The sequence below is a fragment of the Candidatus Rokuibacteriota bacterium genome (assembly GCA_030647435.1).
GTDB lineage: Bacteria > Methylomirabilota > Methylomirabilia > Rokubacteriales > CSP1-6 > AR37.
Window position 1 is genome coordinate 1 of record JAUSJX010000161.1, and the last position, 12,477, is coordinate 12,477.

Annotated in this window: 15 protein-coding genes and 1 pseudogene; 2 read left to right on the forward strand and 14 right to left on the reverse strand. The window is 71.4% G+C overall.

Annotated elements, in window-relative coordinates; genetic code table 11:
- Positions 1–572: 572 nt before the first annotated feature.
- The 7 genes and pseudogenes from Q7W02_27765 to Q7W02_27795 all read right to left on the reverse strand — a co-directional run bounded on the left by Q7W02_27765 (position 573) and on the right by Q7W02_27795 (position 5,581).
- Positions 573–683, reverse strand: a pseudogene (locus Q7W02_27765) (carbon-nitrogen hydrolase family protein).
- A 17-nt stretch (positions 684–700) separates the two neighbouring features.
- Positions 701–1,195 (reverse strand): YbhB/YbcL family Raf kinase inhibitor-like protein, encoded by a 495-nt coding sequence (locus Q7W02_27770; protein ID MDO8479925.1) that lies wholly within the window; start codon positions 1,193–1,195, stop codon positions 701–703.
- Between the two features lie 37 nt (positions 1,196–1,232).
- Positions 1,233–2,363, reverse strand: coding sequence for a CoA transferase (locus Q7W02_27775; GenBank protein MDO8479926.1), 1,131 nt, complete (start codon positions 2,361–2,363; stop codon positions 1,233–1,235).
- Positions 2,360–2,776, reverse strand: a complete 417-nt coding sequence (locus Q7W02_27780) for a cobalamin B12-binding domain-containing protein (protein MDO8479927.1) — start codon at positions 2,774–2,776, stop codon at positions 2,360–2,362. Before Q7W02_27780 ends, Q7W02_27775 begins: the two co-directional genes overlap by 4 nt.
- Complete coding sequence (locus tag Q7W02_27785) at positions 2,773–4,386, reverse strand: methylmalonyl-CoA mutase family protein (protein ID MDO8479928.1); 1,614 nt, start codon at positions 4,384–4,386, stop codon at positions 2,773–2,775. Before Q7W02_27785 ends, Q7W02_27780 begins: the two co-directional genes overlap by 4 nt.
- A complete protein-coding gene (locus Q7W02_27790; protein MDO8479929.1) occupies positions 4,383–5,171 on the reverse strand; it encodes an enoyl-CoA hydratase/isomerase family protein in 789 nt (262 codons plus the stop codon). Before Q7W02_27790 ends, Q7W02_27785 begins: the two co-directional genes overlap by 4 nt.
- The gene (locus Q7W02_27795; protein MDO8479930.1) at positions 5,168–5,581 is read right to left on the reverse strand and encodes an SDR family NAD(P)-dependent oxidoreductase; all 414 of its coding nucleotides are present in this window, start codon (positions 5,579–5,581) and stop codon (positions 5,168–5,170) included. Before Q7W02_27795 ends, Q7W02_27790 begins: the two co-directional genes overlap by 4 nt.
- A 250-nt stretch (positions 5,582–5,831) precedes the next feature.
- Here Q7W02_27795 and Q7W02_27800 point away from each other — a divergent pair, with 250 nt between their 5' ends.
- Positions 5,832–6,023 carry a hypothetical protein gene (locus Q7W02_27800; GenBank protein ID MDO8479931.1) on the forward strand — a complete coding sequence of 64 codons (192 nt, stop codon included), beginning with the start codon at positions 5,832–5,834 and terminating at the stop codon, positions 6,021–6,023.
- Positions 6,024–6,435: 412 nt separating this feature from the next.
- On the opposite strand, the gene Q7W02_27805 is transcribed toward Q7W02_27800, so the two are convergent.
- The 6 genes from Q7W02_27805 to Q7W02_27830 form a co-directional block, all read right to left on the reverse strand.
- Positions 6,436–7,548, reverse strand: a complete 1,113-nt coding sequence (locus Q7W02_27805; protein MDO8479932.1) for a carbon-nitrogen hydrolase family protein — start codon at positions 7,546–7,548, stop codon at positions 6,436–6,438.
- Positions 7,538–8,506 (reverse strand): DUF6282 family protein, encoded by a 969-nt coding sequence (locus tag Q7W02_27810; GenBank protein MDO8479933.1) that lies wholly within the window; start codon positions 8,504–8,506, stop codon positions 7,538–7,540. Before Q7W02_27810 ends, Q7W02_27805 begins: the two co-directional genes overlap by 11 nt.
- Positions 8,506–8,793, reverse strand: a complete 288-nt coding sequence (locus tag Q7W02_27815; protein ID MDO8479934.1) for a hypothetical protein — start codon at positions 8,791–8,793, stop codon at positions 8,506–8,508. The genes Q7W02_27810 and Q7W02_27815 overlap by 1 nt, the downstream gene beginning before the upstream one ends.
- Positions 8,780–9,766 (reverse strand): carbon-nitrogen hydrolase family protein, encoded by a 987-nt coding sequence (locus tag Q7W02_27820; GenBank protein MDO8479935.1) that lies wholly within the window; start codon positions 9,764–9,766, stop codon positions 8,780–8,782. Before Q7W02_27820 ends, Q7W02_27815 begins: the two co-directional genes overlap by 14 nt.
- Before the next feature lie 10 nt (positions 9,767–9,776).
- A complete protein-coding gene (locus Q7W02_27825) occupies positions 9,777–10,802 on the reverse strand; it encodes a hypothetical protein (GenBank protein MDO8479936.1) in 1,026 nt (341 codons plus the stop codon).
- 81 nt (positions 10,803–10,883) lie between these two features.
- The gene (locus Q7W02_27830) at positions 10,884–11,171 is read right to left on the reverse strand and encodes an Rrf2 family transcriptional regulator (GenBank protein MDO8479937.1); all 288 of its coding nucleotides are present in this window, start codon (positions 11,169–11,171) and stop codon (positions 10,884–10,886) included.
- Between the two features lie 396 nt (positions 11,172–11,567).
- Between Q7W02_27830 and Q7W02_27835 the strand changes: the two genes are divergently transcribed.
- On the forward strand, positions 11,568–11,732 hold the full coding sequence (locus tag Q7W02_27835; GenBank protein MDO8479938.1) for a hypothetical protein: 165 nt from the start codon (positions 11,568–11,570) through the stop codon (positions 11,730–11,732).
- An 87-nt stretch (positions 11,733–11,819) separates the two neighbouring features.
- On the opposite strand, the gene Q7W02_27840 is transcribed toward Q7W02_27835, so the two are convergent.
- On the reverse strand, positions 11,820–12,477 hold a 658-nt coding region (locus tag Q7W02_27840), incomplete at its 5' end, for a class I SAM-dependent methyltransferase (protein MDO8479939.1).

Here is a 12,477-nt window from a genome sequence, read left to right on the forward strand (position 1 = left end):
GCCTCGCCTTTGAGGACGCTGTGTCCGGTCTACTCTCGGCGAAGCCCGCGGATCTCTCTGAGAAAGCCGCCCGGAAGGCCGGAGCACGGCCCAAGAAGGCCAAGAAAGGGTCAAGGCGGAAGGGGTAGCCAAGGCCGCCTAGGGGTCTTATTCCGGTTCCTCGGCGGCGACGGCACCCGCGTCCCGACGTACGCGTCGGAGGGCCTGTGGGTCGACTACTCCGTGGACGCGCTGGTCGCCGAGGCGCAGGCGTTCATCGCGAACGGCCATCGGGCCATGAAGATGCGAGTGGGCCACGGGCACTAGCGCGAGGACCTCGAGCGCGCGCGCCGCCTCCGCGAGGCCATCGGGCCCGACGTCAAGCTGCTCACGGACGCCAACCAGGGGTGGGACGAGGCCACGGCGATCCGCGCGGGCCGGGAGCTGGAGGCCGTCGATCTCTACTGGCTCGAAGAGCCGCTGCCGTACGAGGACCTCGAGGCGTGCGCGCGCGTGAGCGCGGTGCTCACGATGCGGGTCGCGACCGGTGAGTCCGACTACGGGAGCGCGGCGATGAAGCGGCACCTCGACGCGCGCGCCGCCTCCTCGATGAGGCTGCAGGTCTTCTCGACGGTTTTCGTCAGGTCGAGGAACACCGGGGCCACGTGCGCGGCGGCCACCTTGTACGCGGGATATGCCGTCATCGGACTCGCCTCCTGGCTCAGCGCTTGAACAGGCCCATCAACGACGCCTTGGCCAGCGTGTTGGAGTTCAGGTAGAAGCCGACGACCGCCGCCGAGGTATCGGCCGTGACGGGCAGGGTGTCCATCGACACGGCGAACACGGTGAAGAGGTAGCGGTGCGGATGGTCGCCCGGCGGCGGGCACGGCCCGCCATAGCCGGGCCGGCCGAAGTCGGTTCGCACCTGCAGCGCGCCCGCCGGCAGCTTGCCGCTCGCGGGGTTGCCGGCGTCGAGCGGTAACTCCGTCACGCCCGGCGGAATGTTGACGACGACCCAGTGCCAGAAGCCGCTGCCCGTCGGCGCGTCGGGGTCGAAGCACGTGACCGCGAAGCTCTTCGTGCCCGCCGGCGCGCCCTCCCACCGCAGGTGCGGCGACTGGTTGCCGCCGCTGCAGCCGAAACCGTAGGCGGCCGAGAGCACGTGCTCCGGCCGGAGATAGTCGCCGTCCTTGAAGCTGTCGCTCGTGAGCTTCATCGTGTCGAGCCTCCGTGCTCGCCGTTCCGGCGTCCGGTCATGGTGAGACCCCGAGCCCTCGCAGGCGTTCGTTGTGCTCGCCGAGCAGCGGCGGGGGCGCGTACGCCGTCGTCTCGCCGGCGATCTTGATCGGGTTGCCGACGGCGCGCAAGGGGCCGGCCGGCGTGTCGATGGTCACGACCATGTCGCGGGCGGTCACCTGGGCGCTGCCGAGGGCCTGTTCGAACGTCGCCACACCGGCGATCACCACGCCGAGAGGCGCCAGCCGCGCCACCCACCGCTCGGTCGTGTCGCCGGCGAGCAGCCCGGCCACCGCGGCGACCACCGCCTCGCGGTGCTGCCGGCGCGCGGCCATCGTCGCGAAGCGGGCGTCCACCCGCCACTCGGGCCGGCCCACCTCGTCGCAGAAGCGGCGCCAGAAGTCGTCGTGCGTGATGAACAGGGTGAGCCAGCCGTCGGATGTCGCGAAGAGCTGTGCCGGCACGATGTAGGGGTGCGCGGAGAGCGGGAGCCGCTCCACCCGCTCGCCGGCGTTGAGCCACGCGCCCGCGAGATAGTTGAGCTGCGAGAGCATCACGTCGTACATCGCGACGTCGACCTGACCGCCGCGGCCCTCGACGACCTTGGCCAGCAGCGCGAGCGCGCCCATCATGCCGGCGGAGTTGTCGACGGCGGAGTAGCCGGTCTTGGCCGGCGGGCCGCCCGGCTCGCCGGCCAGCGCCATCACGCCGGTCAGCGCCTGGATCACGTAGTCGTAGGCGGGACGGTCGGCATAGGGGCTGTCGAGCCCGTAGCCGGTGAGGGCGACGCACACCAGGCGCGGGTTCCAGCGCTTGAGGCGGTCGTACGTGAGCCCGAGCTTGCGGATGGCGGCCGGCCGCAGGTTGGTGACGAGGGCGTGGGCCGTCGCGGCCAGCTCGCCGAGCGCCCCCTGCCCCTCGTCGGTGGTCAGGTCGAGCGTGACGCTCTGCTTGCTGCGGTTCAGGCTCGCGAAGTAGGCGTTGTGCGGTCCGATCGAGTGCGGGCTCACCGTGCGGCCGATGTCGCCCTCCGGGGGCTCGATCTTCACGACCTCGGCGCCGAGATCGGCCAGCAGCATCCCGCAGTACGGGCCGGCGAGCATGTGGCCCACCTCCAGGATGCGGAGCCCGGCCAGCGGGCCGCTCACGCCAGCGCCCGCGCGACCGCGTCCACGACATCCTCCAGCCGCATGTCGCTCGTGAACACGCCGCGCACGCCCCACGCGCGCAGCACGGCGTGATCCTCAGCGGGAATGGTCCCGCCCACGAAGATGGGAATCTCTCCCGCCCCGAGCGCGCGCAGGCGCTCCAGCGTCTCGGCCACCAGCTCCCGGTGGCTGCCGGAGAGCACGCTCAGGCCGACGGCATCGGCGCCCTCGTCCACGGCGGCGCGCGCGATCGCCTCGGGACTCTTGCGCAGGCCCGTGTAGACCACCTCGGCGCCGGCGTCCCGGAGCGCGAGAGCGACGATCTTGGCGCCGATGTCGTGGCCGTCGAGCCCCGGCTTCGCGACGAGGATGCGCTTGCCGGCGAGCGGGCGCTGCGTGCCGGCAGCGCTCACAGCCCCACCGGCTCGCGGAAGTCGCCCCAGCGGGCGCGCAACCGCGCGACCATCTCGCCGACCGTCGCGTACGCGTGGCAGCAATCGATCAGGTAGGGCAGCAGGTTCTCGTCGTCGCGGCCGGCGGCCGCCTCCAGCCGGTCGAGCGCGGTGACGACGGCGCCGCCGTCGCGGCGGGCGCGCACCGCCTCGTATTGCTCCACGATGCGCCGGCTGGCGTCGGGATCGAGCCGGAACGTCTCGCCGACGTCCTCGGCCTGATCATCCCGCCGGAACCGGTTCTGGCCGACGACGACCGTCTCCCCGGTGTCGATCCGGCGCTTGCGCTCGAGCGCGCGGTGGGCGAGCCGGGACTGCAGCCAGCCATCCTCGACGGCGCGCACGGCGCCGCCGTACCGCTCGATCTCGTCCATGATGGCGACGATCGCCTCCTCCATGCGATCGGTGAGGTGCTCGACGTGGTAGCTGCCCCCCAGCGGGTCCACCGTCCGCGCGATCCCGCTCTCGTAGGCGATGATCTGTTGCGTGCGGAGCGCCAACTCGGCGGAGAACTCCGTCGGGATCTGGAACGCCTCGTCGAAGGCGCACGTGAAGATCGACTGCGCGCCGCCGGCGACCGCCGCCATCGCCTCGATGGCCACTCGCACCACGTTGTTGTAGGGCTGGGCGGCGGTCAGCGACGAGCCGCCGCAGACGACGCCGAAGCGGAAGAGCTGCCCGCGCGGATCGGTGACGCCGTAACGGTCGCGCATGAGCCGCGCCCACAGCCGGCGCGCGGCGCGGAACTTCGCGACCTCCTCGAAGAAATCCATGTGGACGTAGAAGAAGAAGGAGAGCCGCGGGGCGAACTTCTCGATCTCGCCACCGCGCCGGATCAGCTCGTCCACGTAGGCGATCGCGTTGGCCAGCGTGTAGGCGATCTCCTCCACCGCCGTGGCGCCGGCGTCGCGGACGTGGGCGCCGGCGATGGAGATGGCGTTGAAGCGCGGGGTGGCGTCCTGGGCGAAGAGCACGGTGTCGGCGACGAGCCGCATCGACGGCCGGACCGGGAAGATCCACGTGCCGCGCGCCACGTACTCCTTCAGGATGTCGTTCTGGATGGTCCCGGTGAGCCGCGCCCGCGGCACGCCGCGCCGCTCGGCGCACGCGACGTACATCGCGTAGATGATCGCGGCGGTGCCGTTGATGGTGAAGGAGGTCGAGATGGCGCCGAGGTCGATGCCCTCGAAGAGCCGCTCCATCTCGGCCAGGTTCGAGAGCGAGACGCCGACCTTGCCGACCTCCGGGCGCGCCATGGCATCGACGGGGTCGAACCCGCACTGGGTCGGCAGGTCGAGGGCGACGGAGAGCCCGGTCTGGCCCTGCTCGAGCAGGAACCGGTAGCGCCGGTTCGACTCCTCGGCGGAGCCGAAGCCCGAGTACTGCCGCATCGTCCACAGCCGCCCGCGATAGCCGTCGGGGAAGATGCCGCGCGTGAACGGATACTCGCCGGGCGCCTCGAGGTCGTCCCGCCGCAGCATGTCGCGCGTCGCCACCACCGGCACCTCGATGCCCGACGGCGTCAGCGCCGGCGCCGGGCCCTCCACCGCGGTCCCTTCGATGATCTTCATTGCGCTCCTCCCGTCGCCCGGTCCTTCACGAACAGCCGCTCGACAGCCGTCCAGTGATCGTCGTGTACCCACGTGAGGCCGAAGAGCCGCGCCTCGGTCCGCTCGCGCTCGGCGCGCGGCTGCCCCCGCCGCTCGGCGATCGCCTGGGCCTTGAAGGCGCGCATGACCTGCGGCGCCTGTTGCGCGAGCGGCGCGACGAAGCGGCCGACGAAGACGTCGAACGGCTCGCCGGCCTCCGCGACGGCCTCGACGAGGCCCAGGGCCTGCGCCTGCGCGGCCGGGATCACCTCGCCCCGGGCGAGGACCGCCAGGGCGCGCGACGGGCCGAGCAGGCGCATCAGGTCGATGCCCCCGCCCCACGCGGTGGCGATGTTGAGCCGGCCCTGGACGAACCCGATGCCGGCGTGCGCGGCCGCGATGCGCAGGTCGCAGGCGATCGCCAGCTCGGCGCCGCCGCCGAGCGCGACGCCGTTGAGCGCCGCCACGACCGGCACCGGGAACCCCCGCACGGCGTCGAGCGCGGCCCGCGCCTCCGTGGCCATCGCGACGGCCGCCTCCTCCGTCCGCACCGACGCCAGGTCGCGGAGGTCGCCGCCGGCCGCGAAGCTGCGGTCGCCGGCCGCGGTCAGGACCGCGAGCCGCAGGCTCTCGTCGTCGGCCGCGCGCTCGAAGACGCAGCGCAGCTCGGCGAGGAGCGCGCGGCTCAGCGCGTTGCGCTTCTCGGCGCGGTCGATGGTGACCCGCAGCACGCCATCGGCCGCCGCGGCCGTGATCTCCGCGCTCACGCCGGCTTCTCGAGCGCGCGCCGCACGTCGAGCAGCGCGGCCCGCGTGCAGAGGAAGGCGCTGCGCAGGTTGAGGCGGAGGACGAAGTCCCACTCCTCGACCTTCATGTCCCAGATCTTCGCGGGCCGGCTGCCGCCCACGTTCTTGACGAGGACGTCCAGGCGGCCGTAGCGCGCCATCGCGTCGGCGATGAGGCGGGTGGCGGGCTCCTCGTCGGTGACGTCGCCGACCAGCCCGAACGCCTGGCCGCCCGTGGCGGTGATGTCGGCCACCGTCCGGTCGAGACCAGCTCCGTCGATATCGCAGAGCGCCATGCGGGCGCCCTCCTCGGCGAGGCGCAGCGCGATCGCGCGCCCGAGCCCCGCGGCGGCTCCCGTCACCACCGCCACCTGATCCTGTACGCGGCCCACGCGATTCTCCTTGGCTCGTGAGTCGTCCGTTCGAATACGCGAACGCCGTCCGGCAATCTGACCAGCGCATTATGCTCGGGAGGGCGGCAACGTGCAAGGTCCGACCCAAGCCGCCGTATACTCGCGAGCGCTGTCACCGGAGGAACAGCCGACCCATGAACACCTTTATGTATGATCACGAGCCGCGCGCGGCTACGTCACGGGGCGCGACGCTCGCGCCCGCCCCCGCTCGTCCGGGAGGCCGAGCGTCGTGAGCGACGAGCTGGACGGCACCGGGCTCATCCTCCTCACCATCGGTCTCCTCCTCGCCCTCCACAACGCCAATCGCTTAGGTATCGCCGGCCTCTTGGGGCCGCTCCGCGTCCGCTACCGTGAGGCCTACGCCGCGGTGGGCAATCTCTTCGGCGCCTACCCGCTCGCCTACGCCTGCTCGGGCGCATAAGACGGACAAACGCTGCTCCCTCGGCTCCCTCGCCGCGCGATGCGGGTGGGCGACATGCGGCCTCCCCTGCGGGCGCCAGCCTGACACCCGGGAGTGCTCGCTTCACCGGGGCGAAGGCGAGCGTCAGCACCGCGATCGCCCTCTGACCCGGGCCATCCTGCGCTGCCACGGGCTCGCGGTCACGAAGCGGGCCGAGGGGTGCGGCTGCGGGACCGGGGGGGGCACCGCCGGGTGGCAGGGGCAGCATCGAGAGAAGGACTGAGCTGCGAGCTACGTGAGGGCGGCGGGCGCGAGTGGGGCGGGGCCGGGCGGCGCGGGGGCGCTGGCGCGGGCGAGGTGGGCGACGAGGGTGCGCCCGACCGCGGGGTCCTGCCCGGAGTCAGGGAGATCTGGACCGGCGCCACGAGTTCAGTCAAGCGTCGGGAGGGCCGGCGGGCAGCGAGGCGAGGAGCGACTCCACCAGCGCGCGGAGCTCCTCCGGCGAGGCGGAGCCGGCGCGCCGCCTGAGCTCGCCGAGGAGCCGCCACGTCTCGGGCCCCGTGATCTCCATTCCGATGGGCGCCGCCGTCACCTCGCGGATCGCGGTCAGGGGGGAACGGTTCAGCGTGAGCGAGAGCACATCGAAGCGGTTGTAGTTGCCGGCCACGTCGTGGTGGATCTTCTGGCCGATGATCGCCTCGAGGTCGATCGTCCCGTACACGATCTCTTCCGCGTCGTCCGCCGCGGGCCCTGCCAGGACCTTGCCGTTGGGCCCCAGGATCCCGGTGAAGGTCTGGCTCCCGTCGCCGAGGAGCCGGCGCTTCTCCGGAGTGTCGCCGAGGAATTCACGCATCTCCGGGCTGATCAGGCTCCCGGCCACCACGACGAAGCATGCCCCCTCGAAGGCGTGGGCGGCCGAGCGGATCTGGATGTTGTACCTGAGGTCCACGGCGTCTCCCGCCGGGCGCGCCGGGTAGTTGGCCACGTGGACCTGCTCTCCCTGGGCGATGAGGGCGAAGCGCGCCAGCGGGTTCGTGTTCTCTCCGCAGCAGAGGGTGCCGAGGCGACCGATCGCCGTGTCGTGCACCCGGAGCGTCGAACCGTCGCCGAAACTCCAGATCAACTTCTCCGCGTAGGTGGGCATGAGCTTCCGGTGCCAGCCCAGGAGCGCGCCGTCCGGGGCGAAGATCAGATTGGTGTTGAACAGCTCGCCCGCGCTCCGACGGCTCCGCTCGTTGACCCCGATGACGACGTAGGCCGAGGCGGCCCTGGCGGCCCGGCCGAGCGCGTCGGTCGCGGGGCCGGGAACCTCGACGGCCTCCCGCACGAGCTCGACGAAATGGCGCTCGTTGGCCTGCGGCCGGTCCAGGTAGAGCCAGTGGGGAAAGCCGGGGACGAAGACCTCCGGAAACGCGACCAGCCGCGCCCCGCCGCGCCCGGCCTCGCGGATCAAGTCGCAGGCCTTGTCCACCGTGGCGGCCCGGTTTAGGTACACCGGGGCCGCCTGGACGGCGGCGGCGACGAAGAGGCTTCCGCTACCCGCCACGGGAGGACTCCCCGTCCAGGCCGATCAGCCGTGCGGGGTTGGCCTTGAGCATCGGATCGATCTCGCGGGGACCCAGCCCCAGCACCATGAGGAGGCGGATCATGAGCCGCAGGGCCTCCAGGGCGGTGGGTTCCAGGAGCATTCCGACGTCGCTGGCAATGATGCAGCGCTGCGGGCCGATCCGCTCCACGAGCTCCAGGGTTCGGGCAGGATCGACGACCGGCGCCTTGATCACGCTCGGCAGCGAGGGGTAGCAGAAGAGCCCGGCGTAGACCCCGCACTCGACCAGCTCGGCGATCTGCGCCACCGTGAAGGAGCTCAGCGGATGATCGAGGACGGCAGCCGCCCCCAGGGCCCCGATCCGCTCCACGAGGGGGGCCAGCCCGGCGAAGTCGTCCATCCCGCCATACTTCTTGCTGTGGCTCGGGGCGCCCAGGTTGAGGCCGATGCCGTGGTCGCGGGCCAGCTCGATGATCCGCTCTACCTCGGGGCGGACCTTGCCGCCCTCGACGAGCCGCTCGCCGTTCACCGGGTTGAGCCAGATCATCTTGAAGGCGGGAAAGCGGAGCGCCTGCTCGACCTGCCTCGGATCCAGCGCGAACGTGAGGGGGATGCCCCCGTACACCTCGACGCGGCGGGGCAGTGCGCCGGTCTCCACCAGGTGGTCGATGTGGCGCTGGATCGCGTGGGCCTCCCCAACGGTGGAGTAGTGGTGATCCTTCCGAACCACCGCCCGCATCCCCGCCCGGGCCGCGTCGATCGCCACCTGGGTGAAGTCCTGATTCCGCGGGATGAGGCTGCACGGATCGGCGTGGACGTGGACATCGATCGCGCCTGCGAGACACTCGTCCTCGACCCCGGCGCGCAGCTCCCGCACACGGGGATACTGCTCGAGGAAGCGGAGCAGCCAGCCGCCGGCCGACAGCTCCCGGAGCCGCTCGTCGGAGATCAGGCCCATCAGAGCTTGAACAGGCGGCGGGTATTGCGGGAGCGGATCAGCTCCTTCTCCGCCTCGCCGATGGGGAGCGTGTCGATCCGCCGGGCGCAGCCCGCCATATCCCCGATGTCCTGGAGGGGCACGCTGCCGAGCCCCCGGAAGCGACCGGGCCAGCGCGCGCCCGCGCGCATGACGACGGTCCGCCCCTCGGCGTCCCGCGCGAGAGAATACCGGTGGCCGCCGAACCGGGCGAGCAGGTCGGCGTACTCCCGGGAGAGGATGTGATTGTGCACGTCAATGAGCGGCATGGCCCCCTCCCTCGATGGGCTTGGGCCCCGTCGGCGTCCAGGCCTCTTCCCGGATGTTCAGGCTCAGGAGGTCGAACCGGGCGTAGTGCCCCAGGCAGTCGAAGTAGGCCTTGGCCAGCCGCCGCTCCTCGAGATCGATGTCGGCCCAGACAATCGTCTCCTCTTGGAAGACCGGCTCGCGCACGAAGAGCCCGGCGGGATTCACGATGCAGCTCCCCCCGACGGCCAGGTTGTACTGCATCTCGTCCACCAGCGCCGGCGGGATCTCGCCCGGAGGCAGGTACCAGCTCGAGCTCACCACAAAGGTCTGGTTCTCGATGGCGTACTCGCGGATGGCGGGCTCGATGTCGCAGCTCCGCGCGCCGGGCTCCGGCCGCTTGGCGCCCAGGTGGCGCTCCACCGCCCACCAGCCGGGCCAGACGGCGCAGTGGATCTCCTCGCCCTTGATCGCCATCGCGGCGCGGAGGAGGGTCATGTGGTGCTCGTAGCAGATGAGCCCGCCCACCCGGCCGATGTCCATGTCGAAGACGCGGATGTCGCTGGCGTCCCCCATCCCCCAGTACACGCGCTCCGAATGGGTCGGCATGAGCTTGCGGTGTCGCCCCAGGAGGCGCCCGTCCCTGCCCACGAAGACCAGCGTGTTGTAGAGCGTCAGGCTCCCCGGCCGGTCGTCCAGCTCGTTGCAGCCGATGACGCAGTTGACCCGCGCCCGCCGGGCGGCGGCCGCCAGCTCTCCTGTCTCCTCTCCCGGGACGCGGATCGCGCTCCGCTGCATCTCGACGATGAGCTCGGTCGAGCGGCGGACCGACACGGCCCCGCGCCAGTAGGGGTAGGCGGCGAAGTAGGTCTCGGGGAAGACCAGGAGATCGAGACCCAGCCGCCCCGCCTCCTCGATCACCCCGATCGTCTTCTTGAGCGTGCCGGCCCGGTCGAAGAACTTGGGGGCGACCTGGGCCGCGCCGACCCGCAGCATGGTCGCCATCTTACGGCGAATGGACCAGCACCGCCAGCCCGTGGGGGCGCGGCGGCACCTTGAGCGTTCCGAGCACGACCCGGCGCGGGCCATCGATGATCGTGACGGTGTTGGAGGTGTGGTTGGCGACGAAGAGCGTCCCGTTCGCCGTCGCTGCGACGTGGTACGGCTCGACGCCCACCGGCACCGTGGCGACGACCCGCAGATCGGCGAGGGACACCGCGACGACGCTCCTCAGGCCGTGGTCGCTGAACCACATCTCACCGGCCGTGGGGGACACCGCGTTCCCGTCCCGGCCGCGCTTGGGCGAATGAAACGGATACTTTCCGACCGTGATCGATCCGAGCACGCGCCGTGTGGCCGCGTCGATGTAGTCAACGCGCGCGTCGGGGATATGGGTGAACCCCGAGTTGGTGACCCACGCCACCTTCCCGTCGGGGCCGAGCGTGACGTCGTGGGCGTTTGCCCCCGTGTCGATCAGCGTGACCTTGCCGGTGCCCAGGGCCACGACCCCCACCCGGGGATCGCCGGGCTTGTACGGCCGGTTCGTGACGGTGAACCAGAGCTCACGGCCGTCGGCGCTGATCGAGAGGTCGTGCTGGGCGCGGCCGACCTCGAGCCGCCGCTGGATCTTCCAGGTGCCGACCTCGAGCACGCTGGTGAACGTCTCGGTCTCGTGGCCGACGAAGAGCGTGCGGCTGTCGGGCGTGAAGGCGACGTCGTGCGTCTGCCGCCCCAGCTTGAGCCGCGCCGCCTCCACGAGCGTCTGCGTGTCGATGACCGACACCTCGCCCGAGCGCCGATCGCTCGTGGCGACCCAGCGGCCGTCGGGGGAGATGCCGAGGTTGTGCGGCTCCCGCCCCACCGGAATGCCTTTCACGAAGGTCAGATCGGGGACCTTGCCGTGGAAGACGTTGACCGTGTCGGTCTTCTCTGAGGTGACGAACAGCGTGACGGTCTCGCCGGCGGCGGGCGCCGCGAGCAGCGCCGTCAGCATGACTATGGCCGCCGCACACTTCGCCACCTTCCGGATCATCCCGTCCTCCCGAGCAGCTCGGCGACAAACTGCTCTTTCAGACAAACCCTCGCCAGACTCATACCCTTGATGCCAACCCGTCTACGAGATCCACGCTTCGAGCCAGGCATGGCTGCGGCGCGCGGTCACACCCGCGAGATCGGGACCGACCCTGTCGCCCTGCCCGATCGTGTGGCAGGCCACGCACTTCTCTTGAAACAAGGCCTGGCCCTCGATCGCCTCCAGGATCTCGCGCACCGTGCTGGTGTCCGCCGGTCGCGCCAGCGAGTAGCCGCGGACGGCGCCTCGATGTGAGACCACGACGCCGCGCCGGCTCAGCGATGAACCCGTTGACCCCGATGATCGGCCGCGAACGCGCCAGGCGTCCATGAGGTGATTCGCTCATTTACCTGGTGCGTATGGCGGGGTGATTGAAGTTACAGCCTCCCGCCCGGGCCTCGGCGCATCCTGTCGACAGGACGTGGGCGCACAGAGCGTATACGTCATCGCCGAGGATAAGCTGGGGGCCTACGCCGAGAAGAAGATCGGAAGCTTCTTCAGGACAAACCCGCACGCGAAGTCGGCGAGAGGCTCCCGCTGAGGCAATGGAGCGCTTCGCGATCGAGGATCGTGGCGCGTCGTGCCGGCCCGAGGCGGATGATCCCGCGGGCTCGAGATCCGCGAGCGCCCGGGTCGCGACCTCGCGGCCCGTCCCCACCAGCGCCGCCAGCCCCTGCCGGGCGGGAAGCGGGACGACCGATCCGCACTCACGAGCCGCGCGGGGTCGTGGTCCTCCTCTGGTCGCTCTTCCTCGGCCTCGTGCATCTGTCGGAGACGCGGAAGAACCTCGGCGTGACGATCTCGACCCTCAAGGACCTCCACCGGAAGGCGTTCGCCTGGTTCGAGGAAGGGGTGCGAGCGAAGCGGCCCACGCGCGAGCAGCACGGTTGATCTCGGGCTGTCCGCCGCCGGTACCTTTGAGACTTCGCGAGGCGGCGCGGAACCGAGAGTTCGAGGAGGCGCGCGCTTCGGGCCCCGCTAGCGCGGTTGCCAGGCGATGACGGCGGCGCGCTTGCGGAAGGGGGCGATCCACTCCCCGCCGCGGCGCACGAGGCGCCCGGCAAGGTAGCGGCGGAGGTAGTCACGCGGCTCCGGGCCCTCAAGGCCCATGTAGGTCATCCAGAAGTCGCAGGCTTCCTCGAGGCTGTCGAACGGCTGGTCGGACGAGTACGCGATCGGCGTGACGGTGGGGTGGATGCCCAGGCGCTCGAGCCCCGCCACGGTGTCGTCGGCGCGGCAGCGGTGCTCGTAGGGGCGGCCGAGGAGCGCCGGGTAGAGCTCGCGGTAGAAGAACTTGTCGTCGTCAGGTCCGGCGGGCAGGTCGCGGACGAAGGCAACGAGGCGCCGCGCCACTGCGACGGCCTCGCGGAGAAAAGGCGAGCTGCCGTCGAGGAGCCCGCCGACATGGGCGCAGATGACGAGGTCGTGGGGGCGCACCGGCGCTTCGCCCCACGCGGCCTGGATCACGGTGACATTGGCGAGACCCGCCGATGCCGCCCCCGCGCGGAGCGCGCCCGCCATCGCCGCGGAGGGCTCGAGGGCCGTCACGGCCTCGAGCCGCTGCGCGAGCGGCAGGGCCAGGGCCCCGAAGCCCGCGCCCACGTCGAGCGCGTCGCGGCAGCCGACGAGGGCAGGG

Coding starts and splice junctions, on each gene's coding strand:
- Q7W02_27815 (MDO8479934.1), bottom strand. CDS start 8,793: ATGCCGCTCATTGACGTGCACAATCACATCCTCTCCCGGGAGTACGCC.
- Q7W02_27785 (MDO8479928.1), bottom strand. CDS start 4,386: ATGAAGATCATCGAAGGGACCGCGGTGGAGGGCCCGGCGCCGGCGCTG.
- Q7W02_27770 (MDO8479925.1), bottom strand. CDS start 1,195: ATGAAGCTCACGAGCGACAGCTTCAAGGACGGCGACTATCTCCGGCCG.
- Q7W02_27820 (MDO8479935.1), bottom strand. CDS start 9,766: ATGCTGCGGGTCGGCGCGGCCCAGGTCGCCCCCAAGTTCTTCGACCGG.
- Q7W02_27810 (MDO8479933.1), bottom strand. CDS start 8,506: ATGGGCCTGATCTCCGACGAGCGGCTCCGGGAGCTGTCGGCCGGCGGC.
- Q7W02_27825 (MDO8479936.1), bottom strand. CDS start 10,802: ATGATCCGGAAGGTGGCGAAGTGTGCGGCGGCCATAGTCATGCTGACG.
- Q7W02_27830 (MDO8479937.1), bottom strand. CDS start 11,171: ATGGACGCCTGGCGCGTTCGCGGCCGATCATCGGGGTCAACGGGTTCA.